Annotated in this window: 21 protein-coding genes, 1 tRNA gene, 1 rRNA gene and 1 pseudogene; 12 read left to right on the top strand and 12 right to left on the bottom strand. The window is 47.6% G+C overall.

Going from position 1 to position 20,964, the window contains the following annotated elements:
* Positions 1–94: 94 nt before the first annotated feature.
* A 5S ribosomal RNA gene (gene rrf, locus DYH48_RS20225) occupies positions 95–210 on the top strand.
* A 36-nt stretch (positions 211–246) separates the two neighbouring features.
* Positions 247–323 (top strand) — tRNA-Asp (locus DYH48_RS20220).
* A 383-nt stretch (positions 324–706) separates the two neighbouring features.
* On the opposite strand, the gene DYH48_RS20215 is transcribed toward DYH48_RS20220, so the two are convergent.
* Positions 707–1,723 carry an IS110-like element ISSba19 family transposase gene (locus DYH48_RS20215; protein ID WP_115333859.1) on the bottom strand — a complete coding sequence of 339 codons (1,017 nt, stop codon included), beginning with the start codon at positions 1,721–1,723 and terminating at the stop codon, positions 707–709.
* Positions 1,724–2,206: 483 nt separating this feature from the next.
* Here DYH48_RS20215 and DYH48_RS20210 point away from each other — a divergent pair, with 483 nt between their 5' ends.
* Both DYH48_RS20210 and DYH48_RS20205 read left to right on the top strand, forming a co-directional pair.
* A complete protein-coding gene (locus tag DYH48_RS20210; RefSeq protein ID WP_011845500.1) occupies positions 2,207–2,719 on the top strand; it encodes a DUF1993 domain-containing protein in 513 nt (170 codons plus the stop codon).
* A 411-nt stretch (positions 2,720–3,130) separates the two neighbouring features.
* Positions 3,131–3,328 (top strand): hypothetical protein, encoded by a 198-nt coding sequence (locus tag DYH48_RS20205; RefSeq protein ID WP_006079715.1) that lies wholly within the window; start codon positions 3,131–3,133, stop codon positions 3,326–3,328.
* A gap of 105 nt (positions 3,329–3,433) precedes the next feature.
* On the opposite strand, the gene DYH48_RS20200 is transcribed toward DYH48_RS20205, so the two are convergent.
* The 7 genes from DYH48_RS20200 to DYH48_RS20170 form a co-directional block, all read right to left on the bottom strand.
* A complete protein-coding gene (locus DYH48_RS20200) occupies positions 3,434–3,901 on the bottom strand; it encodes a GNAT family N-acetyltransferase (protein ID WP_115335752.1) in 468 nt (155 codons plus the stop codon).
* 132 nt (positions 3,902–4,033) lie between these two features.
* Positions 4,034–5,350: a sensor histidine kinase gene (locus DYH48_RS20195; protein WP_115335751.1), complete on the bottom strand. Its 1,317-nt coding sequence runs from the start codon at positions 5,348–5,350 to the stop codon at positions 4,034–4,036.
* Positions 5,351–5,355: 5 nt separating this feature from the next.
* Positions 5,356–6,015 carry a winged helix-turn-helix domain-containing protein gene (locus tag DYH48_RS20190; protein WP_006079718.1) on the bottom strand — a complete coding sequence of 220 codons (660 nt, stop codon included), beginning with the start codon at positions 6,013–6,015 and terminating at the stop codon, positions 5,356–5,358.
* Entirely contained in the window at positions 6,015–6,281 is a 267-nt protein-coding gene (locus DYH48_RS20185; RefSeq protein ID WP_012196525.1) for a PepSY domain-containing protein, read from the bottom strand. The genes DYH48_RS20190 and DYH48_RS20185 overlap by 1 nt, the downstream gene beginning before the upstream one ends.
* Positions 6,274–6,837, bottom strand: a complete 564-nt coding sequence (locus tag DYH48_RS20180; RefSeq protein WP_115335750.1) for a diheme cytochrome c — start codon at positions 6,835–6,837, stop codon at positions 6,274–6,276. Before DYH48_RS20180 ends, DYH48_RS20185 begins: the two co-directional genes overlap by 8 nt.
* Positions 6,838–6,927: 90 nt before the next feature.
* The gene (locus DYH48_RS20175; RefSeq protein WP_115335749.1) at positions 6,928–7,374 is read right to left on the bottom strand and encodes a DUF1924 domain-containing protein; all 447 of its coding nucleotides are present in this window, start codon (positions 7,372–7,374) and stop codon (positions 6,928–6,930) included.
* A gap of 53 nt (positions 7,375–7,427) precedes the next feature.
* Positions 7,428–8,015: a cytochrome b/b6 domain-containing protein gene (locus tag DYH48_RS20170; protein WP_115335748.1), complete on the bottom strand. Its 588-nt coding sequence runs from the start codon at positions 8,013–8,015 to the stop codon at positions 7,428–7,430.
* Positions 8,016–8,234: 219 nt separating this feature from the next.
* On the opposite strand from DYH48_RS20170, the gene DYH48_RS20165 reads away from it, so the two are divergent.
* Both DYH48_RS20165 and DYH48_RS20160 read left to right on the top strand, forming a co-directional pair.
* Positions 8,235–8,699 carry a ribosomal maturation YjgA family protein gene (locus DYH48_RS20165; RefSeq protein WP_115335747.1) on the top strand — a complete coding sequence of 155 codons (465 nt, stop codon included), beginning with the start codon at positions 8,235–8,237 and terminating at the stop codon, positions 8,697–8,699.
* Positions 8,700–8,767: 68 nt separating this feature from the next.
* Complete coding sequence (locus tag DYH48_RS20160; protein WP_115335746.1) at positions 8,768–9,280, top strand: hypothetical protein; 513 nt, start codon at positions 8,768–8,770, stop codon at positions 9,278–9,280.
* On the opposite strand, the gene DYH48_RS20155 is transcribed toward DYH48_RS20160, so the two are convergent.
* Positions 9,266–10,189 carry a LysR family transcriptional regulator gene (locus DYH48_RS20155; RefSeq protein ID WP_115335745.1) on the bottom strand — a complete coding sequence of 308 codons (924 nt, stop codon included), beginning with the start codon at positions 10,187–10,189 and terminating at the stop codon, positions 9,266–9,268. The genes DYH48_RS20160 and DYH48_RS20155 overlap by 15 nt on opposite strands.
* Positions 10,190–10,327: 138 nt before the next feature.
* Here DYH48_RS20155 and DYH48_RS20150 point away from each other — a divergent pair, with 138 nt between their 5' ends.
* Positions 10,328–11,089: an SDR family NAD(P)-dependent oxidoreductase gene (locus DYH48_RS20150; protein ID WP_115335744.1), complete on the top strand. Its 762-nt coding sequence runs from the start codon at positions 10,328–10,330 to the stop codon at positions 11,087–11,089.
* A 228-nt stretch (positions 11,090–11,317) separates the two neighbouring features.
* Here the strand turns inward: DYH48_RS20150 and exaC are convergent, their stop codons facing one another.
* Positions 11,318–12,838 carry an acetaldehyde dehydrogenase ExaC gene (gene exaC / locus DYH48_RS20145; protein ID WP_006079725.1) on the bottom strand — a complete coding sequence of 507 codons (1,521 nt, stop codon included), beginning with the start codon at positions 12,836–12,838 and terminating at the stop codon, positions 11,318–11,320.
* Positions 12,839–13,219: 381 nt separating this feature from the next.
* On the opposite strand from exaC, the gene DYH48_RS20140 reads away from it, so the two are divergent.
* Complete coding sequence (locus tag DYH48_RS20140; protein ID WP_115335743.1) at positions 13,220–15,178, top strand: sigma-54-dependent Fis family transcriptional regulator; 1,959 nt, start codon at positions 13,220–13,222, stop codon at positions 15,176–15,178.
* 348 nt (positions 15,179–15,526) lie between these two features.
* Positions 15,527–16,507: an acrylyl-CoA reductase (NADPH) gene (acuI, locus tag DYH48_RS20135; RefSeq protein ID WP_115336176.1), complete on the top strand. Its 981-nt coding sequence runs from the start codon at positions 15,527–15,529 to the stop codon at positions 16,505–16,507.
* A 96-nt stretch (positions 16,508–16,603) separates the two neighbouring features.
* Here acuI and DYH48_RS20130 read toward each other — a convergent pair whose 3' ends face one another.
* Together DYH48_RS20130 and DYH48_RS20125 are read right to left on the bottom strand one after the other, a co-directional pair.
* On the bottom strand, positions 16,604–17,980 hold the full coding sequence (locus DYH48_RS20130) for an ATP-binding protein (RefSeq protein WP_256613111.1): 1,377 nt from the start codon (positions 17,978–17,980) through the stop codon (positions 16,604–16,606).
* A complete protein-coding gene (locus DYH48_RS20125; RefSeq protein WP_006079731.1) occupies positions 17,968–18,654 on the bottom strand; it encodes a response regulator in 687 nt (228 codons plus the stop codon). The genes DYH48_RS20130 and DYH48_RS20125 overlap by 13 nt, the downstream gene beginning before the upstream one ends.
* A gap of 293 nt (positions 18,655–18,947) precedes the next feature.
* On the opposite strand from DYH48_RS20125, the gene DYH48_RS20120 reads away from it, so the two are divergent.
* From DYH48_RS20120 to DYH48_RS20110, 3 genes and pseudogenes are all read left to right on the top strand, one after another.
* Positions 18,948–19,472: a Spy/CpxP family protein refolding chaperone gene (locus tag DYH48_RS20120; RefSeq protein ID WP_115335741.1), complete on the top strand. Its 525-nt coding sequence runs from the start codon at positions 18,948–18,950 to the stop codon at positions 19,470–19,472.
* A 51-nt stretch (positions 19,473–19,523) separates the two neighbouring features.
* On the top strand, positions 19,524–20,414 hold the full coding sequence (gene fieF, locus DYH48_RS20115; protein ID WP_006086520.1) for a cation efflux pump FieF: 891 nt from the start codon (positions 19,524–19,526) through the stop codon (positions 20,412–20,414).
* A gap of 14 nt (positions 20,415–20,428) precedes the next feature.
* Positions 20,429–20,871, top strand: a pseudogene (locus DYH48_RS20110) (hypothetical protein).
* The last annotated feature ends 93 nt before the right edge of the window (positions 20,872–20,964 follow it).

Genomic DNA, 20,964 nt, shown 5'->3' with positions numbered 1-20,964 from the left:
GACACTTGATAAAGTTAAAGACTCAAAAAAAAATCAGCTTTCCGAATTATTATTAGCGTGAGCCAGCGATGGACACGGTAATAAGCAGAATTTGCTTGGTGACAATAGCCTTGTGGAACCACCTGATCCCATCCCGAACTCAGAAGTGAAACGCAAACGCGCCGATGGTAGTGTGGGGTCTCCCCATGTGAGAGTAGGTCATTGCCAAGCGCCTAATTTAGGTTAACGTGCAAACGTTAGACTAAAGGAGCGGTAGTTCAGTTGGTTAGAATACCGGCCTGTCACGCCGGGGGTCGCGGGTTCGAGTCCCGTCCGCTCCGCCAACATTTCGATAAGCCCTAACAGCAATGTTAGGGCTTTTTCGTATCTGGAATTTATCTATTTCAATCGTCGCGGCCGTCCCGTCCAACAGCATCCCTGCTTAACAGCCCAGCTCGGCATATATGGACCCATCCGGTTTGCAAGACATTCGATAGCGATTTTGAGAAGAGTTCATTGCACCCATATATTCGGCCTGTTATTGAGGTATGCCTCTGGCCCTGATGGATATCTGCTTCTACTGTCCTTATCATCCTTGCGGCTTCATTATGAGCCTATACCGAGCTAAGGTTTTCAGTAGATCAGTCTGACTGTCTCATCATCAATTCAAGTGTCTTAGCAACTTGCTGGTTGGTTAATTATTAACGTTTATTGAATCTATTCAGCACTATACTGGAAGTCGATATTCTTCGTCATGCGCCGCGATAACCCATGCCATTCTCGCGAGTTTATTGGCGACGGCTACACAGGCTCGGTTAAAACCTCGGCGTTCTGCTAACTGGATTGCCCAGCAACTAAATTTATCCTGTTTATGACAACTGTGCTGTAACACAGCTCTGGCGCCGTGGATGAACAGGGTACGTAAGTAAGCATTTCCCCGCTTGCTTATTCCAAGGAGGTTATCTTTACCTCCACTGCTGTGTTGCTTGGGAACCAAGCCACACCAAGCTGAAAAGTGTCTACCATTACTGAAATCTTTACCATCACCTGCGGCGGCATAAAAGGCGGTAGCGGTGACTGGACCAATACCTGGGATAGTTTCTAAACGCTGGCAAATCACATTGTTCTTAGTTTCAGTGAGCACTTGAACGTCACAACCCTTAAGCCGTTTTTCTATATCACTAAACTCTTCATATAACTGATAAAAAATGGCCCGACCTTTGGTAGTCAGCGCATTGGTTTCATCCGCTAAAATATCTGGAAACTGTACTTTAAAAGCCGATTTACTTTTGGTTATCACAATGCCGTATTCCGCTAACATCCCTCTGACTTGATTGATTAAGGCGGTTGATTGTTTAGTTAATCGTTCGCGCATGCGGTGGAGCAGTTGCACATCTTGCTGCTCAACGCTTTTGGGTTTTACAAACCGCATGTTGGGTCGCTGCGCAGCTTCAGCGATGGCTAGCGCATCGTTGTAGTCATTTTTATTACCTTGCCGAAAAGGCACCACAAATTGAGGTGCGATTAGCTTGACGTTATGGCCCAACAGCTCAAATTCTCTGGCCCAGTAATTTGCTCCACCACAGGCTTCCATCACAATCAGACACGGCTCAATTTGAGCAAGAAAGGAAAGTAAGTCCTTGCGTCTAAGCATTTTCTTTTTGATTAACTTGCCTGCTTTATCGACACCAACAGCATGAAAAACAGACTTTGCGATATCTAAACCAATTGTAGTAATCTTCATAAGTGGACCCGTCCTCTTTCTGATGAGTTTTAGCGACTACATCGTGGCCCACTGTGAGGCCGATTAAAAGTGGATGGGTCCATTCCATTATCCATGCCTCTCGTTCATGAGCTCATCGCTGCGCGATATTTCACCCGCCAACATAAAGATGAAAGCCTCTACAGCAATGTAGAGGCTTTTTTCGTTGTGGAGAAATTAACATTATTGGTGATATCTCAAGCTGTTATTCGTTAAATTGTCCAAATTTTGTACCGTCTACTACTGTTTCTCTGATTGAATATTAACCTCTTTCGCTTAATAAATGCTTTTCCTCACAAGGTTCCACCTGTTTCTTGTCATTTTTAGCTGCTTAATAGGGCTTATTTAGGTGTGTTTATTGTTAAGCAAATACTTAAATTCCAAGAATGATTGAAATTGAGTTATTTGCCCCAAGATAGTCTTAAGTGCTGCAGTTTTGTAGCGTCCATCACTGAGGTCAATGCCATGCTTTATGATTTAACGGTTGTACAATTTAGCAAGATGCTGAAAAATTTAAGCGTTATTCTTGAAAAGGGCGAATGCTTCGCAAACCTCAAGAAAGTCGATATGGCGGTGCTATTAAACTCACGTTTAGCGCCGGATCAATTTAACCTTATTCGCCAAGTTCAAATTGCCTGTGATACTGCCAAAATTGGCGTGGCACGTTTGACCGATAACTTAGATACAGTGCCAAAGCACGATGATAGCGAAACGACTTTAGCTGATTTGCAAGCGCGTATTAGCTCAGTATTAGATTACTTAGCGACGTTCAAAGCGGATGATTTTGCTAATGCGGCCACGATCCATGTCTCACAACCGCGTTGGGAAGGAAAATATCTGACGGGTTATGAGTTTGCTATTGAGCATGCGATTCCGAACATTTACTTCCATGTAACAACAGCCTACGCGATTTTGCGCCACAACGGTGTTGAAATTGGCAAGAAAGATTACCTTGGCGCTATGCCATATAAGTCGTAAATCTAGGCTAGATGTAGTACTGTTGCGCAGCCTAATTGTTGCGCAGCAGCGCTTTGCCGCTTGAGCTTACCAACCTTTCTGCATTACCACCTGTTCTTTCTCTACCTATGTTATGCCGCTTTGTCGCTGGAAATTTAGGGCTCGTTAGGGTTCTGTTACGCCGATGAAGTCAATCAATACTCAGTTTTTCATTTCGACCTTACGTCTCGATTATTTTTATCCTGTTAGCATGTGATTTAATTTTGTTGGCTTAGGTAAATAATATGAGCCGTAAGTTTATGAGTCGCCAAATTATCTATTACTTAAATAGTGAATGGCGAATTGACTCATTATAAAGATGACCTGTTTGTTCGTTTTGAGCAGGGATTTACTGGAAGAGCCTATTTAAGGTTCTAATTAAAGGAGTTAGCTATGTCTATCGAATCTCAAGCCGTCGAGAGTCCAACGGATGCAACGACAACTAAGAGCAAGAAAGCAAAAAAAGCCGCCATTACTAGTGGTTTGCGCCTCAAAGACAAGTTGACCCAAGACACTCGCCGCCGAATTGAAATTCTGCACGAGCAACGCCAACTATCCAATCGTTTCGGCGTGGATATAGAAATTGACTAAAGCCTTTGGCTTGTCGCTAAGTATTGGATATCACATCTAGATATTTAGCCAGCATGTACAGCTTCACGACGCCCGTCGTGGAGCTTGCTCACTCTCCTTAAACATTCACTTCTTAAATTCAAATTCCATTATCGTGACCATCTCGCCCATATAATCTTCCCGTGAAATCGTTGACCAACCAAGCGTTTGATAAAAGTCTGCTTTGTCTGCGGTAAACAAATAGATTTTTTGTAATCCGAGTGCTTTGGCATAATCAACGACGGCATTGACTAATAATTTCCCCAAGCCTTTATTTCGATAGTGTGGATTAACATACACATTGGCCAGCCAAGGGCTTAGGTCGGTTCGGGTATCCATATCTGCTGCGGTTAATGAGGAGGAGCCCATGACTTGGTTAGCTTCTTCACAGATAAACATCTTAGGAATGGCGGCATCAGAGAGGTACTCGCTCATTTGCTCAATGAGTGTGGTGACTGTGGCGTCCGCAGAACTTAAATGTGCCCATTCGTGATGATGCCATTGTGCCAGTTGTGGAACGTGCTGCGGGGCCGATTTTAGGTCGATAACTTTCATATAAATCTCTGGGCTTGTGTTATGCAAAGGGCTTCATGGTGCGACATTATGGCGCGAATACTTAAGTCAGTTCGCTGATCTACATTATGTGGCGGCAGGTTTGATTGAGCATGGTTTGGCTGAGTATACCGCTTAACTCGGGATCGGCAGAAATACGCTGGCTTCGAGTCCACCTTGTTGCGCGTGGCTAAAGCTGAGTTCGCCCTGATAACTGTCGACGATATCTTTACAGATTGATAATCCTAAGCCATGGCCTTGGATGCTTTCATCTAGTCGAATGCCGCGCTCGATGATAATCGACAATGCGGCATCGGAGACGCCTTCGCCATCATCGCTGACTATGATCCCATAACCTGCGGTGGGAGCCGTTTGATGCACTATACGGATCTCAATGTCCTTGCGGCTATGTTTGCAGGCGTTATCCAGTAAATTACCTAAGAGTTCGAGTAAGTCATCGCGGTCAAATGGCATCACTAAGCCACTCGCGTAATGGCTATGAATAATGCGGTCTGGGTAGATACGCTGCATCACTTGAATCAGCGGCGCGAGGTCGTCATCGAGCACGGTATAACGCCCCGGAGTGGACAGGCCGACAATCTTAGTGCGCTTAAGCTCTCTCTCAATAATGTGGTGCAGGTTTGCGAGCACCTTGCTGCCCTCACTCATCTGTTCTGGTGGAAGGCTTTCTAGGTAGGACTGCAGCCCTTGTAGCGGACGTTTCATTTCATGGGCTAAGTTACCCAAGGCATTGCGGGAGCGTTGCACTCTTTGGCCCAATTGATTGACTAAACGATCTATCTCCTCAATCAGCGGGATGATTTCGCTCGGCATTTGGTCTGGATTAATTTCTTGCCCTTGGGTGCGCATCTGCCGTATGGCTTCAGGCATCTGCTCTAAGGGTTTAAAGCCGCGTTTAAGTAATTGATACTGTGCCATTAATAGAATAACAATCGTGAGCAACACCGCCGCGCTGGCAAAGGCTAAAAACTGTACTTGAGTTTGTTCGAGCTCGCTGATGTCTTCTGTCACCCACAGGGTAACTAATTGATCATCTTTGATTACGGCCTGACTGAACATCAGCCAATGTTCTTTGCCGACAAACTCAGTGGCTTGGTGGTGCTCACCGGCGGTCAGTTTTGGCATGTTCACGTTATGGTCGAATAGGGAGCGTGAGCGCAGGGTTTGCTCGCCGATTTGAATCGCAAAATAATGCCCAGAATTAACCCTGTGGTACACATTGGGCAAGCGGTCGGTGGTGATCGCCCAGGTGCCATCGGGATGGTTATTCAGGGCGGAGATCAGGCTGTCGGCATCGTGTTGCAATCGCGAGGCAACAAAATCTTGGGTTAATATTTGAATACCTTGGTACAGAAAATACAGTAGCAGCACCATGGCAAAGGTGAGCGTGATCAGCAGATTGCGCGTCAGATAACCCTTGAGTGAATACACGCCTTTTACTCCTTGAGTCGATAACCTTGGCCGCGACGGGTTTCGATATAATCCTTGCCTAAGCGTTGGCGCAGGCGGTTGACGTACACTTCGATGACATTGCTGTCCTTGATTTGATCTTCTTCGTAAATGCGTTCACTGAGCTCTGACTTAGAGACGATTTTACTGGGATTGACCATTAAATAATGCAGTAGGCGATATTCAATCTTAGTCAGCTCTATCACTTCACCGTCGACATTGGTGACGGCTTGTTTGTCGACATCGAGGGAGACGCCCGCATGTTGCAACACATTGTCGGCGCGGCCAAAGTGGCGGCGGATCAACACTTCGAGCCTTGCGAGTAGTTCTTCAATATGAAAAGGCTTGCCAAGGTAATCATCGGCACCCGCCTTGAGGCCGTCGACCCGCTCATGCCAAGCATCGCGGGCGGTGAGGATCAGCACTGGCATGGCTAAGCCTTTTTGTCGCCATTGGCCGAGGACTTGTAAACCGGGTTTGCCGGGTAAACCGAGATCGAGGATCACGGCTTCGAAGTTTTCTTCTTCGCCTAAAAAGGCGCCATCAATACCGTTATCGGCGTGCTCGACGGTATAACCCGCCTTGTTTAGGGCGGGAATGAGGCGCGCGACCAGATCAGTATCATCTTCAATCAATAGCAAACGCATCAGTCGACCTTTTCCTTTAGCCACTCGCCAGTTTTGGCGTCAATCTTGATTTCATACACTATGCCATCGTCACGGAGGATTTCGAGCTCGTAGATGATCCTGCCATGTTTTTGCTCGACTTCGAGATCGAGCAACCGTCCTTTTAGCCGTGATTCATAGCGTTGCATTATGGTGTCGAAGGGCAAAACCTTGCCCTCCTTAACCCACTCGACCACCTTGTTTGAAAGATCATCGTCGTGGGCATTGCAGCTGGGGCTGCTAATCATCCCAACGGCCAAAGCCAGGAATATTAACGGTATCTTCATCGAATATGCCCTTCTCTGCGAGGTTGTGACAATTGCTGCATTGACTGAATGAGCCGACTTTGGGGTTATCTTGCACCATACGTCTTGGGATCTCATCGTGTTTGCGAATAAAAAATGCCTGTTCTGTGATCTTCTGCGGCCCAGCGCCTGCAAGCAGTGGCTTGCTGTTTTTCATCACCTTACCATTTTGCGCCGCATGTTGAACAAGATATTCCTCAATTCTAGCAGTGACTTGAGGATCTAGGCTGGCGTTATCACCAAAGTGATTCTCAAGATTTGCGGTAATGGCGCGCCACTTGTCGGCGGGGAGTAAGTTCGCGGGGTAAGCCATGTGGCAGCTGCCACATTCTGCCGTATATTCTGCATTTTGTGGAATGGCGCGGCTGAGCCCGCGGCCATCGTCCGCATAGCCTGTGCCGGTTAAGGTTAGGCTGATACCGATAACGCCAATGGCTAATGCCGCAGCTGTGAGTGATGAACCTAAGAACCAGCTAATAGGGTGTGCTTGTTTAGTCATGACATCTTCCTTTTTGTGCCGTTACCTTCTGTGGAAGGTATTGAAATTAATTGATCTAATTGAATGAGTTATAAGGTCGAAATTTGGCGGTTATTGGAGGCTTAACCAGAGTAAGGCATCGCCTTTTTCCTGCGGCGTGCAGTCGCGTTTAAAGGTCCAGTTACAGTTACGGGTAAACCATTTCTCGATTTTGGCTGAGTCGGTTAACCGATCTGCGGTAATCGACGGCGCCATAGGGTCAATGGATTTTCGGGTGTTTTGGTGCATCCCCATGTCGGTGACTTTGGCGGTATGGCAACTGGCGCAGCTACGACCGTCCATGTCCTGTAGCCAAAGCTTTTGTCCTGCGGCGGCGGTAAAGGGTCCTGCGCCTTGGGCTTGATAGCTTTGCAGCTGCGTGCCAATGCGCTCAGCGCTAAGTGGCAGGCTTTGCACTTTACTGTTGGCGGCGCTAACGCTAAGGCTAGTCAGCAGCAAGGTTGAAATTGCGACAATGGTAAGGCGACTTTTATTCGTGTATCTGGTGAATCTGTTCATAGGGCATTCCTTTTGGGCTGGATGTCTTGTTGCTAAGCAAAATGGCTAATGGATTAATCTTCTTGTTCCACTGGGCGTTGTTTCTTGCCCGTGACCATGGCTCTGACTAAGTTTTCTTTGTGTAGCAGGCTGCTGACGATGACGCCGCCAACATGGATGATCACAAGAAACACGGTGAAGTTGGCAAAGAATTCATGGACTTCTTTTATGGCGCCTTCGGGCCAAGTGGCGAAAAAGCTTGTGGCTAATGGGCCGTGTCCGTCGGTGGCGTACAGTGCCATGCCTGAGAATCCCGTGATGGCGATGCTGGCAATCAAGGCTACTATCATCATTGCTCCAGCGGGGTTATGGCCTATGTAGTCTTTGGCTTTGCCTGTGATGAGCCCTTTGAGGTACACCAGCACTTCTTTAGGGTGAGTGATAAAGTTGCTAAATCGCGCATTGTGGGTACCAATCACGCCCCAGAGCAGACGAAACACCAGTAAAATTAAGATGCTGTAACCTGCGTAACTGTGGATGGTCATCCACTCGTCTTCGCCTTCAGTGAGGTAGGCTAAGGTGAAAAAGCCGACGAGAGACCAATGGAATATGCGGATCAACAGGTCCCAGACTTTGATGGTTTGCAGTGTGTTTGATGACATGGTGTGACGCTCCTAAGTTGGTTTAGGTGTAGGCTACTTAACCCAAACTTAAACCTCGCTTAAATTTTGAGGCGCGAACATTCATTGAGTTGATGGGGTTAAGTGGCGCGCTTGCCTGGGTGACGAGTCTTAAATGTCAACGAAACTCGCTTGTTAACCTCTTGGTATTACGGTAAATTCTGCCACCTCAACCGAGTGAAGTTAGGGACTAACTTATCTATGTCTACCGCCGTTATTCGCGCTTTCATCAGCCGTAATCCGAGTCGTAAATCCTTTTTTATTTATACGGTTTTATTATTTTTGACTGAAGTCTTAATCGCTTTATATGCGCCTGCGGGTTTTATCCGTGGTTTTGTGGGCGATGTATTGGTGGTGATCTTGCTGTTTTGCATGGCGCGCGTTGTCGTTCCTTTTACCCATCAAGTAGAAAATACCGCAGCAAAAAACACCTGCGATGGTATTAAGCGCTTATTTCAAACTCCTTGGCTGGCGTTTGCGGTATTGCTGTTTGCCTTTGCTATCGAGTTTGGCCAGTATTGGGGTTTAGTCGACAAGCTAGGCTTGGGCGGAAATCGCTTGGCGCGGATAGTGATAGGTAGCCATTTTGATCCACTCGATCTCGTGGCATATTTTGTCGGTTACTTGATCTTATTGGGCTGTTATTGGAAAAGCCGCCAGCCCTAGTGATTTGAATCCGCAAGAGCCGCGTGACATGTGTTTTCGCGGATAGGCGAGATAAGTGGGGTAAGGGGATGCAACCGATAACGGCATTTTCACTGCTAACAGCACGTACCGATGGATTTGAGCTTAATCCACTGAAAATACCTTTGTATTTCAATGGCCAATATACTCATACCTTTATTGCTGGCCTAGTGATTGAAGGCCAATATCGCTGCGTTTTACCCAATAAAACCTCGGGGTATCTGGTCATCACTTCTTTTGATTGTCCCTTCGAAGAATCAACCGAGTTTAGCCTGCTTGATGAAGCGTTTAAGCTCATTGCGACGACATCTTTGGCGCAAATGTATGATTCATTTTTACTGCACTCACACTGGCCCATAGCCGATAACCGCTTGCGACTGCACTATTACGGTCAGTTTGTGCTGGATTTAGTCATTACTGCGGGCAGCTCTTGGTTAACGGCGCGGCCGAAACTTAAGCTGATTGAAGTTGTTAATCCCCAAAGCGATCCGCAAACGGCCGCCGCTATGGCCGAATTGGCTCAGCGTTTAGCGGCCATCGAAAAGTCTCTAATGTGGGACTAAAAACGGCGTCATCTGCTGATTTAACCATGCCATAAAGACTTGCAGGCGTTTAGATAGGTGCCGCCTGTGGGGATACAGCAAGCTTACAGGCATAGGTGGCGCGGGGTAATTTGGCAGGATCTCGACCAACTCTCCAGTGTGTAAATACTTCGCCACCCCTATGCTAGGGACTTGAATGATCCCCAGCCCCGCCAAGCAGGCTGAGCTATAGGCATCGGCATTATTTACCGTAATCAATTTAGGCAGTTGGATAGTTAGGTTCCCTTGATGAGTGTGGGGATCTTGATATTCAAAGCCTGAGTCAGAGCCGCCTAATTGGCTTACGTAGTGGACGAGTTTGTGGTTTTGTTGGGTCAAATCTTCAAGGCTTTCGGGTTTACCGTATTTGGCAATATAGGCTGGGCTGACACAGTTCAGCATCTTAAAATGCCCCAGCTTTTTCGCTATCAGTCCTTCTTGCTGCACACTGCCGACCCTAATCACACAATCGAACCCTTCGGCAATGACATCCACCTTACGATCTGTGCTGCTTAGTTCAAGCTCGATATGCGGATATTGCTCAATAAATTCAGCCAGTTTAGGGAGCACTAAGTTGCGGGCAATGCCTGTCGACATATCGACTCTGAGCCGCCCCGACACTTGCTCGGCTTGCAGTTGGAACAGGCCTTCTAATTCTTGAAATTCCGCCAGTAAACTTTTACAGCGCTCATAACAACTCTGGCCATCTTGGGTTAAGCGTACCGTCCGCGTGGTGCGTTGCAACAAGCGCGCACCCAGAAATGTTTCGAACTGCGCCACCACATTCGACACATGGGTTTTCGATAGACCTAAGCTGACGCTTGCTTGGGTAAAGCTTTGTAATTCAGCGACCCGCATAAAAATTTGCATGGCTTGCAGTCTATCTTGCACAGCGATTGTCCTTTATTGGTTAACAGTCTTAGCATTTATAGTGTGTTTATCTCGTTAATTGCAAGTAATAAGCTGTGTGCAGTTAATTAGGCCTCAAGGCTTAGGTTCCACTTCCAGCGACGATTATAAGGACTGACCATGAACACGACTCCAATTGCACTTATCACTGGCGCTAGCCGCGGTTTAGGTAAAAACACTGCCCAGAAATTAGCGGCTCAGGGGATAGATATTATCCTGACCTATCAAACGAATGCTGCAGCGGCCGCTGAAGTGGTTGCCGAGATTGAATGGCTGGGACGCAAAGCGGTAGCACTGCCGCTGGATGTGAGCGATAGCGGCTCATTTGCCGAGTTTGCCACCCAAGTTAGCACTGTATTAGCTCAGGCTTGGCAGCGGGAGTCGTTTAACTATTTGATTAACAATGCTGGTATCGGGATTCATGTGCCTATGGCGGAAACCAGTATCAAACAGTTCGATACCTTGATGAACATCCACGTCAAAGGACCGTTCTTTTTGACTCAAACCTTATTGCCACAGCTGATGGATGGGGGAAGCATTGTCAATATTTCCACCGGCTTGACGCGTTTTGCGATTCCCGGATTTGGCGCGTATGCCACTATGAAGGGTGCGGTCGAAACTATGACTAAGTATTGGGCGAAGGAGTTAGGCCCACGGGGTATTCGGGTAAATGTGCTTGCCCCTGGGGCGATTGAAACAGATTTTGGCGGCGGTGCTGCACGGGATAATGAACAGATGAATCAGTTTTTAGCGCAGCAAACTGCGTTAGGACGTGTGGGCTTGCCGGACGATATCGGCGGCGCGATTAGTGCCTTGTTATCGCCAGCGGCCGCTTGGATTAATGCCCAGCGTATCGAAGCCTCAGGTGGTATGTTTCTGTAAGTTTTTTGTGTAAACATCTGATTTATTAATATGTGAGGCAGAAACAAAGAAAGGGCGAGTCGCCCTTTCTTATTTATGTGATTGCTGTGCAGCAATCACTGCGAATGCACCATCTTCAACAACGCTTAGCTGCAACCGCTAAGGACAACTGCTGTAGCAGGTTAGAGACGTCCTTTATAAAAAGTATCTTAGATAAAGCCTCTTAGATAAATCTCCTAACAAAGTCCCTTAGAAGAAACCCAGTGGATTCACATCGTAACTCACCAAGAGATTCTTCGTATTTTGATAATGGTTGAGCATCATCTTATGAGTTTCGCGGCCAATACCGGATTTTTTGTATCCGCCAAAAGCGGCATGGGCAGGATAGGCGTGGTAACAGTTAATCCACACGCGGCCCGCTTGAATGCCACGTCCCATACGTTGTGCCGTGTTCATATCCCGCGTCCACACTCCAGCGCCTAAGCCATACTCAGTATCGTTAGCGATCGCTAAGGCTTCGGCTTCATCTTTGAAGGTGGTGACCGAAATCACAGGGCCGAAGATTTCCTCTTGGAAGATACGCATCTTATTGTGGCCTTTCATAATGGTTGGGCTGATGTAATAACCTTCGCTTTGGCCGCCATCGAGTTGGCAAAGTGTGCCGCCCAGTAGCACTTCTGCACCTTCAGCCTTACCTATGGCTAAGTAGCTTAAGATTTTATCGAACTGTTCTTTAGAGGCTTGAGCGCCAACTTGAGTGTCGGTATCTAAGGGATCGCCTTGCTTAATGGTTTGCGCACGGGCGAGCACTTTCTCGATAAAGCGATCGAAAATCGATTCTTGGACTAGCACCCGAGATGGGCAAGTACAGACTTCACCTTGGTTAAAGAAGGCCAGTAACATGCCTTCGACGGCCTTATTTAAATATTCGTCTTCATGGTCCATCACATCGGCAAAAAACACGTTAGGCGATTTGCCGCCAAGCTCAACAGTTGATGGGATTAAGGATTCGGCGGCGCATTTTAAAATGTGATAACCAATTTCTGTAGAGCCCGTAAACGCAAGCTTAGCAATGCGTTTGCTGGTGGCCAGAGCTTGTCCCGCCTCAGCGCCAAAGCCGTTGACTACGTTAAGAATGCCCGCGGGTAATAGGTCTTCAATCAGCTCGAGTAATACCAGAATCGATACTGGTGTTTGCTCCGCAGGCTTGAGTACCACACAGTTACCCGCCGCCAGCGCAGGAGCGATTTTCCATGCCGCCATCAAGAGCGGGAAGTTCCAAGGAATGATCTGGCCGACTACGCCCAAAGGCTCTGGGAAATGATAGCTGACTGTGTTGCCGTCGATATCGGCGGCGCTGCCTTCCTGTGCGCGGATACAACCAGCAAAGTAGCGGAAGTGATCGACAAATAAGGGCAAGTCGGCGTTTAAGGTTTCACGCACCGCTTTACCGTTTTCCCAGGTTTCGGCGACGGCTAAATATTCGAGATTTTGTTCGACCCGATCGGCAATGCGCAGTAACAGGTTTGAGCGTTCGGTGACTGAAGTTTTACCCCATGCTTCTTTGGCTGCGTGGGCTGCATCTAACGCTAATTCAATATCTTGTGCATCGGATCGCGGGATTTGGCAAAAGTTTTGGCCATTCACGGGTGAGCGATTGTCGAAGTATTTGCCATTGACTGGGGCGACCCATTTACCGCCGATGAAGTTTGCGTATTTTTCTTTGAAGTTAACGATTGCGCCTGCGGTTCCGGGTTGAGCATAAATCATAGAATCATTCCTTCTTGTGGATGGCATGCTGGGCGTTGGCGCTTTTTACGCTCTGAGCTTCAGCAAGGGAGTCTTGTTGATGCATCTCTAATGGATGCCTTTTTATATATTTTTCGTTTTGCTTTAAGCCAATCCTATTGATTGGCTTAGTGTTCTCTTATGCAACACCTAAGGCTTGCATACTAAGAGTGCATCGCAAGGAGAGTGCCAAACTGGCAAGAGTTGTACACTTGTTGCGCTAACAGTATGATGAAAAGCTAATTTTGCAGATTTGAAACAGTGTGGGCACTCAGGGAGAGAGGTGTGTCCTGTGGTCACTTTGTCATCGAACGGCACACTGCAACTGTGCCGAAACGGAACACAGCTCGGGGGAGCACGGCTATGGCAGTTAAACCGCATTTACCATCGACACAGGCGTGGTTGGCCGATTCGTGGCAACGCAGCATTGGCGCTGGCTTGTCAGAATTTCAGTTACCCCAAGAGCTTAGACTTGATGCCAGCGAACTAAAGCAGAAACATGAGCAATATCAAATGCTCATTGCATTAGTGCAATCCCATGCTTTGCCCTTGTTCAATCAGCTGATGGCGCATTCTAATAGCCGACTCTTGCTCTCCGATGCCGAGGGTTATGTGCTTAGGCATTGGGGCGTGAGCCGTTACTCCACAAAACTGGCAGACGTGGCTTTGGATATCGGGGTGAATTGGCTTGAGCAGCACAAAGGCACCAATGCAATAGGGACGGCACTCACCGCCAAGCAAGCTGTATCTGTGGTGGGTGAGCAGCATTTTATTCGCCAGAATCGTTTTATGAGTTGCACCGCCTGCCCAATCTTTTCCCCCCAAGGTGAGATGCTCGGGGTGATCGATATCACCAGCGAGCAGCAAAGACACACTCAGCAGACGCTGATGTTAGTGTCGAGTTTGGCGCAGCAGGTCGAGACCGCGCTCTTGTGTCATCTGCCCGATAGCCGTTATCGAATCGATTTAGCGGCGCAGCCAAATCTGTTGAATTCGGGTTGGCAGGGCATAGTGATTGCCGATAGTGATGGTCGCATTGTGGGGTGCAATCCTATGGCGAAACAATTGCTTAATCATGCCAAGGTTGGCGATGCCGTCGAGCAGTACTTAGGCGATAATTGGAGCCGTGCGGGTGGCTTTAATCAGCATTTAGATTTGCATCTACAGACTCAGCCCTTAAATATTCCCAGCATCAAGAGTCGGGTAGCGACTAGTAATAAATCGCTTAATCAACTGGGCGTGCGGTTTCGCGACCCTCAACTTGAGCGCGCATGGCAACATGCCAATAAGGTGATCACCAAGCAAATTCCGCTGTTAGTGCTCGGTGAAACCGGCGTCGGTAAAGAGCAGTTTGTTAAAAAACTCCACGCCCAGAGCGCGCGTCGCACCGAGCATTTAGTGGCGGTGAACTGCGCGGCATTGCCTGCCGAGTTAGTCGAATCTGAACTCTTTGGTTATCAGGCGGGCGCGTTTACTGGGGCAAATCGTACTGGATTTATCGGCAAAATTCGCCAAGCCCACGGCGGCTTCTTGTTTTTAGATGAAATTGGCGAAATGCCGCTGGCGGCCCAGAGTCGTTTACTTAGGGTATTGCAAGAGCGCGAAGTGGTGCCCGTTGGCAGTAATCAAAGTTTTAAAGTTGATATTCAAATCATTGCCGCGACCCATATGGATTTGGAGCAACAAGTGGCGCAGGGTCTTTTTCGGCAGGATTTATTCTATCGATTGAATGGTCTACAAGTGCGCTTACCTGCGCTACGCGAGCGGCAGGATATCGAGCGCATTATCCATAAATTGCATCGTAAACATCGCATTGCGCCGCAGGCGATCTGCCCTGAGTTGTTAGGGCAGCTGATGCAACACGACTGGCCCGGCAATTTGCGCGAGCTTGATAATCTTATGCAAGTGGCTTGTTTGATGGCTGAAGGGGATGACACCTTAACTTGGCAGCATTTACCCGATTATCTTGCACAAAAATTAGCGTGCGAGCCGTTAAAAGTGGATCCGTTAAATGCACAGCTGTTAAACACACAGCAGTTAAATGAAGAGCTGCCATTAGGTGATGAGGTTAAAACCGGTCAAAACTCTGCATCACATCCGCTGGCTGGCAAAGTTGTGAGTGGCAAAGTTACGAGTGGCAACACTGCGACGCTGCCAACTGCCACCGCGGTTCAATCGGATTCTCTCCACGAGGCGATTTATAGCAATGTGCTACAGGCATACCAAGCCTCTGATGGCAATGTGAGCCAATGCGCCAAGCGTTTGGGGATCAGCCGTAATGCCTTGTATCGTCGATTAAAACAGATGGGACTTAAGGGTTAATGTTAGCTTGCGACGCTTGTCGCGAAGCTCAATCAATCCCCCAACTCTCGCTTATCTCATCAATAACTTTCATCTTGCAGCAGGTTAGAACTTATAGGATTTAGCCTGCAGCTCTTGCATAGTGACAAGTTAACCAGAGTAACGCTTTGCAGCAGGCGAGTTTAAAGCCATAAAGACATCATTTTTGCCATTTTTGCGCTCGATCACTCTGGGTCATTCTCTTTAATCTGTTTAGATCTCAGCGTTTACTATTAGCCATAAGTCTGCTTGTTAATGGCATCGATGCCTTTTATGGTAACTTTTGGAATATCATTTAATGCGATTTTCATGGCCTTCGGAGAGCAATTTATGTTTGATGCCTTACTACTGACGCAAGAAGATAAACGCACGTTTACTCAAGTTTCACAGATCACAGAAGCTGATTTACCAGAAGGGGAAGTCTTAGTTGAGGTTGCCTATTCCTCGCTGAATTATAAAGATGGTTTAGCTGTGACGGGTGCTGGCAAAATCATTCGCCAGTTTCCTATGGTGCCAGGCATTGATTTTGCGGGGGTCGTGCGCGAATCGACTGATGCAAGATACCAAGTCGGCGATCAGGTGATTTTGACCGGTTGGGGCGTGGGTGAAAATCACTGGGGTGGTATGGCGCAAAAAGCGCGGGTTAAAGCCGACTTTCTGGTGCCCATGCCGCAAGGTTGTGATGCCGCTAAAGCCATGATGATAGGCACGGCCGGGCTTACGGCTATGTTGTGCGTGCAAGCGCTGCAACAGGCTGGGATAACACCGCAAAGTGGGGATATTCTTGTCACAGGTGCCAGTGGTGGTGTGGGGTCGGTGGCGGTGACTTTACTCGCCAATGCTGGCTATCGTGTGGTCGCCTGCAGTGGTCGGGTTGAACAAAATGCACCTTTACTGCGGGAGCTTGGCGCCGCAGAAGTGATTGATCGCAGTGAGCTTGAACAAGATGCAAAGCCGCTTGAGGCGCAGCGCTGGGCGGGTGTGGTCGATACCGTTGGCAACAAGATCCTCGCTAAAGCATTGGCGCAAATGCAATACGGTGGCGCCGCCGCTATTTGTGGTTTAGCGGGCGGTTTTACATTACCCACAACCGTTATGCCGTTTATTTTACGGGGTGTGAGTTTACTGGGAATCGACTCTGTTTCTTGTCCATTTGAGAAACGAAAAGCCGCGTGGGAAGCTGTGATTAAAGCACTACCTGCACATTTCTATCAGCAAGCTTGCCAGCAGATCTCATTGGCAGAGGTTCCTGATTTCGCGAATAAAATTATCCAAGGCCAAGTCACAGGGCGTGTATTAGTTAAGCTGTAATCTAGCTTCTTATACTTTAAAATGATGGCAACACTGAGGTGTTGCCATCTACGACTATGCCATCCGTTTTACCAAGTTTACTTGTCTTCATATTGGCTATTTCGGCAGTGTAATCGTCACTTCAAGACCGGTTGGTACACGGTTCTCGGCTTTAATCTTACCTTTGTGGGCGGTAATCGCCGCTTCAGTGATTGCCAGCCCAAGTCCCCAGCCACCGCTTTCTCTTTGCCGTGCAGAGTCAGGGCGATAGAAGGGTTTGAAAATGGCATCGAGTTCGGCGGCATCTATGCCTGGTCCATCGTCTTTTATCGTGATTTTTACTTGATCAGCTGTTGCACTCGCCTGCAGGTGAATGTCGCTTGCGGCATAGCGAATTGCATTACGCAGCAGATTTTCAATCGCGCGGGAAAGTGATTTAGGAAAATGCGCTAACTCAATTTCTTCATCGATATCGATAGTAATGCTTTTACCTTGCTGTTCTGCTTCAAATTCTGCATCGTCCAATACCTGGCTCAGGGATTCGGCCAAGCCTAAATGCACCTTGGTTTCGTTAGTGCTGAGCTTGACCCGCGAGAGTTCTAACAATTCACTGATAAGCTTTTCGAGTTGCTCGGCTTCATAGCCGATACGATCCGTTTCTGCCGTTTGCTGGCCCTTTTTACGGGCGAGGGCTAACGACAATTGTAAACGGGTGAGCGGGGTACGTAGCTCATGGGAAATATCGCCCATCAATCTCTGTTGATTGTTCATCATAGATTCGATGGAGTCGGCCATGCTATTGAAGGCCTTAGCTAATTGGCCTATTTCATCTTTACGCTGTGTAGTGGACTTATCGACACGATGACTTAAGTCACCCTCTGCGAGGGCATTGGCACTCTTTTTAAGTGAATTTAATGCCTTACCTAGATGCCAAGCGAGCAGGCCACATAATAGTCCCGATAGGAAAATAGCTAGGCTTAAAGTTAATAACTTATTTTCGGCGAAGAAGAAGAACCAAGGCCGCGGATGGTTATCCGGCAGACGGCCGTAGAGTGAATACGTCTCGGCGCCCAGATTGAATTGAAAGGGACCAAACACCAACTCATCTTTAAACTGATGGCTAATAGGTTGTTTTTCTTCATCGGCCATCAACATAAAGCTACGTACGCCACGACTCACTCTGTGGGTGTTGACGACTTGGCCTTGGCTGTTGACGAGATAAACCCGTAGCGGCTTGCCTTCCATGTCTCTGTGCCTTTCCCAGCGACGAAGAAAGTCGGATTCCAGTAAGGCAGGATTTTCTTGAATGCGCTGCGCTATGGTCGATAGGACTTTTTCAAGGTGAGGTGGCAGCGGTGCACGGTCGTGACTCTGTTGCAGCAATGGCAACAGACCGACCAAGGCAATGATCAGCGAGCTGCAGAGCCAGAATCCGAGCAATAATTTGATAAATAAACGATTAGGCACAGTCGATACCGCCGTTATGGAAGCCAAATATAACCTTTGCCACGGATGGTTTTCACCCTTGGCCGCCCATCGCTACGCTCGGGGAGTTTTTTACGTAGATTCGATAGATGCATGTCTAAGCTGCGATCGAAGGGCATGAGTTTTTTGCCGAGCACTTTCTCGTTTAACTCTTCCTTATTCATTAATTCTCCCGCGTGCAGCGCGAGGGTGTGCAGCAGAGTGAATTCTGTGCCTGTAAGTATGATTAACTGCTCGTTACAGTAAGCCTCTTGGCGCGATGGATCTAAGCGCAGATCGCCAAACTCTTGTGCGGGCGCGGCATGGATTTCTTGGGTTGTTAAGTTCGAGCGACGAATAATAGCGCGGATACGGGCGATTAACTCTCTGTCATTAAACGGCTTTGGCAGATAATCATCGGCGCCGATTTCAAGCCCAACTACGCGATCGATTTCATCGCCGCGAGCGGTCAGCATTAATACTGGCGTTTGCTTGTGCTGACGCAGTGCACGCAGGACTTCGAAGCCGTTCAATTTAGGCAGCATGACATCGAGTAAGATCAGATCGTAATCCGCACTCAGTGCCAGATCTAAACCCTGTTTACCGTCGTAGGCCAAGGTTAATTGAAACCCTTCTAACTCGAGCAGTTGCCCTAGTAGCTCCGATAAACCCAGATCGTCATCGATTAATAATATCCGACTCATACTGTTCCTTAATCTCTGTAATGTGGCCTTGCGTACCCGTTTACACAGGCACTTTTAGCGCTTTGGCTGAGTATACCTGTTTTGATGTCAATTGCTGTGTAGCAATGTAAGCCAAAGTAAAGAATAGAGAATCAGCCGTTTGCTGTTGCAACTTTACAGTGATTTACTCAGGCAACGTCCTCACTTACATATAGGGGTTTAGACTGGAAGGGTCGAAAGTGACTCGGCTTAAAAGGGTCGTCACTGTGTCTTATTACTTGCAATATTAAAGTTGAACCACTGAGGTTAACACTATGAAAACATTATCACCTTTGAAAGCGAGCCTGTTTGCAATTCTAGCGAGTTCTGCGGTTTTCGCGACGACAGTCAATGCTGAACCTATGGACGGTGGCTGTGATTTCTCCCGTTCTGAATTCCACAAAGGCGACCGCATGATGGGCGATCGTATGGAACATGGCGGCCGACATATGGATCAGGGCGGTATGCATCGTATGTTTGAAGGGCTGGATTTAACGGATGCTCAAAGAGCTGACATCAAAAAGCTATTCGCCGATCAGAAAGCTGCGCGAGCCGATAGCCGCCCAACGAAAGAACAGCGTTTGGCCCATCGCACTGAGATGCAGGCTTTGATGACGGCACCTAATTTTGATGAAGTACAAGCCAAGGCGCTGATGAGCGCGCAGCAAGAGCAGCGTCAAGCTCAAGCCATTGAACGCATGAAGTTACATAATCAAATATACAATCTGTTGACGCCAGAGCAGCAAGCTAAGTTTAAAGCGCGATTTGAAGCACAAGCTGGTAAAGAACCTCGCGGTTAAGTGTCTTAGCTGATATACAATAGGGTCATAGCTTCCCAATATAGATCCCTTATGACTCAGACTTCCCAATACGATTTTTGGGTCAAACTGGCTAGCCGCGCTTCCGTGGCTACCGCTTTGATCCTTATTCTTATCAAGATGTTCGCTTGGCTTTATTCCGGCTCTGCCAGTATGTTGGCATCTTTGACGGATTCCTTTGCCGACGCACTCGCTTCCATCATCAACTTTATTGCAATTCGTTACGCGCTTGTGCCGCCGGATCATGACCACAGATATGGCCATGGCAAGGCTGAGCCGTTAGCGTCTTTAGCGCAATCCGCTTTTATTATGGGCTCCGCCTTCTTATTGCTTTTTTATGGTGGCGAGCGGTTATTAACGCCCGTTCCCGTCGAAAATGCCACCATAGGAGTGGTGGTTTCTGTCATCGCGATTATTATGACTTTAGCTTTAGTGACGTTGCAAAAACGCGCATTAGCGGCGACAAAAAGCACTGTGGTCGAAGCTGATTCACTGCATTACAAGTCAGACTTATTCCTCAATGGTGCGGTACTGTTAGCACTCGTCCTATCCCAATATGGTTGGTGGTGGGCTGACGGTTTGTTTGCAGTAATGATTGCATTCTATATTGGTCATCAAGCCTTTGGCTTGGGCTATCGCTCAATTCAAGCCTTGCTAGATAGGGAGTTAGACGAAGAAACTCGCCAGCAAATCACGCAAATCGCAATGGAAGATCCACGGGTACAAGGGCTGCATGACTTACGTACTCGTCAGGCTGGCAAAACCGTTTTTATCCAATTCCATTTAGAGCTTGATGGCAATCTGAGTTTGAATGAAGCCCACAGTATTGCCGATACGACAGGGATAAAGGTCAAGGCCGCCTTTGAAGATGCCGAGGTGATTATTCACCAAGATCCAGTCAAACCTGAAGTCAACGAAACATAAAGTAAGAGCAAGCGATGGCATGGATGCAGAAGCAAGGTCACAGATGGGATCATTCCACTCGATTGATATGTCGCTATCAGAGGCTATCGACTCGCTTTGAGTTGATAGTCGAATCTGAGATTCGTGATGTTAGCGTTCCAGCAGATGCGGAAATTACGGTTTCAACTCAAGCGCAGTCCTCGAGAGTGAATCAAGCAGATAGTACAGTCACTCCTGTGATAGCGGGGGCTTGGAGTCAGTTAGTCCTGCGTAAACATTACCGCAGAAAATTGATTTCGAAATATCTAACCAAACTTATCGAGTCCATATCTGGCCATTATTCCTTTGGCGCACCCGTATTATTTGTGTCGCGACTGGCCGAGTTGTCGTATCCGAATGTTTGGATGTCAGAAGGCGTCGCTCCCTCATCCGTTGGCTATATGCAAGTTTTATAGGATTGTTGCGGGTTCTAAGTTAAAACCGTTAATTGTTTCAATTTAAAAAATAATACTTACAGTAAATATAGTTTTGTTACATAACGAATAACTATAACTTCCATTTTTCGACTTAA

Origin of the sequence: Shewanella baltica (genome assembly GCF_900456975.1) — a bacterium.
In the GTDB taxonomy this organism is placed as follows: Bacteria; Pseudomonadota; Gammaproteobacteria; order Enterobacterales; family Shewanellaceae; genus Shewanella; species Shewanella baltica.
Note: the sequence above shows the minus strand (reverse complement) of the source record. Positions and strands in the feature narration are given on the sequence as shown.

What these genes read in the sequence shown, in the direction of transcription:
- DYH48_RS20215 (WP_115333859.1), bottom strand. Translation starts at nt 1,723, where the DNA reads ATGAAGATTACTACAATTGGTTTAGATATCGCAAAGTCTGTTTTTCAT.
- DYH48_RS20210 (WP_011845500.1), top strand. Translation starts at nt 2,207, where the DNA reads ATGCTTTATGATTTAACGGTTGTACAATTTAGCAAGATGCTGAAAAAT.
- DYH48_RS20205 (WP_006079715.1), top strand. Translation starts at nt 3,131, where the DNA reads ATGTCTATCGAATCTCAAGCCGTCGAGAGTCCAACGGATGCAACGACA.
- DYH48_RS20200 (WP_115335752.1), bottom strand. Translation starts at nt 3,901, where the DNA reads ATGAAAGTTATCGACCTAAAATCGGCCCCGCAGCACGTTCCACAACTG.
- DYH48_RS20190 (WP_006079718.1), bottom strand. Translation starts at nt 6,015, where the DNA reads ATGCGTTTGCTATTGATTGAAGATGATACTGATCTGGTCGCGCGCCTC.
- DYH48_RS20185 (WP_012196525.1), bottom strand. Translation starts at nt 6,281, where the DNA reads ATGATTAGCAGCCCCAGCTGCAATGCCCACGACGATGATCTTTCAAAC.
- DYH48_RS20180 (WP_115335750.1), bottom strand. Translation starts at nt 6,837, where the DNA reads ATGACTAAACAAGCACACCCTATTAGCTGGTTCTTAGGTTCATCACTC.
- DYH48_RS20175 (WP_115335749.1), bottom strand. Translation starts at nt 7,374, where the DNA reads ATGAACAGATTCACCAGATACACGAATAAAAGTCGCCTTACCATTGTC.
- DYH48_RS20170 (WP_115335748.1), bottom strand. Translation starts at nt 8,015, where the DNA reads ATGTCATCAAACACACTGCAAACCATCAAAGTCTGGGACCTGTTGATC.
- DYH48_RS20165 (WP_115335747.1), top strand. Translation starts at nt 8,235, where the DNA reads ATGTCTACCGCCGTTATTCGCGCTTTCATCAGCCGTAATCCGAGTCGT.
- DYH48_RS20160 (WP_115335746.1), top strand. Translation starts at nt 8,768, where the DNA reads ATGCAACCGATAACGGCATTTTCACTGCTAACAGCACGTACCGATGGA.
- DYH48_RS20150 (WP_115335744.1), top strand. Translation starts at nt 10,328, where the DNA reads ATGAACACGACTCCAATTGCACTTATCACTGGCGCTAGCCGCGGTTTA.
- exaC (WP_006079725.1), bottom strand. Translation starts at nt 12,838, where the DNA reads ATGATTTATGCTCAACCCGGAACCGCAGGCGCAATCGTTAACTTCAAA.
- DYH48_RS20140 (WP_115335743.1), top strand. Translation starts at nt 13,220, where the DNA reads ATGGCAGTTAAACCGCATTTACCATCGACACAGGCGTGGTTGGCCGAT.
- acuI (WP_115336176.1), top strand. Translation starts at nt 15,527, where the DNA reads ATGTTTGATGCCTTACTACTGACGCAAGAAGATAAACGCACGTTTACT.
- DYH48_RS20125 (WP_006079731.1), bottom strand. Translation starts at nt 18,654, where the DNA reads ATGAGTCGGATATTATTAATCGATGACGATCTGGGTTTATCGGAGCTA.
- DYH48_RS20120 (WP_115335741.1), top strand. Translation starts at nt 18,948, where the DNA reads ATGAAAACATTATCACCTTTGAAAGCGAGCCTGTTTGCAATTCTAGCG.
- fieF (WP_006086520.1), top strand. Translation starts at nt 19,524, where the DNA reads ATGACTCAGACTTCCCAATACGATTTTTGGGTCAAACTGGCTAGCCGC.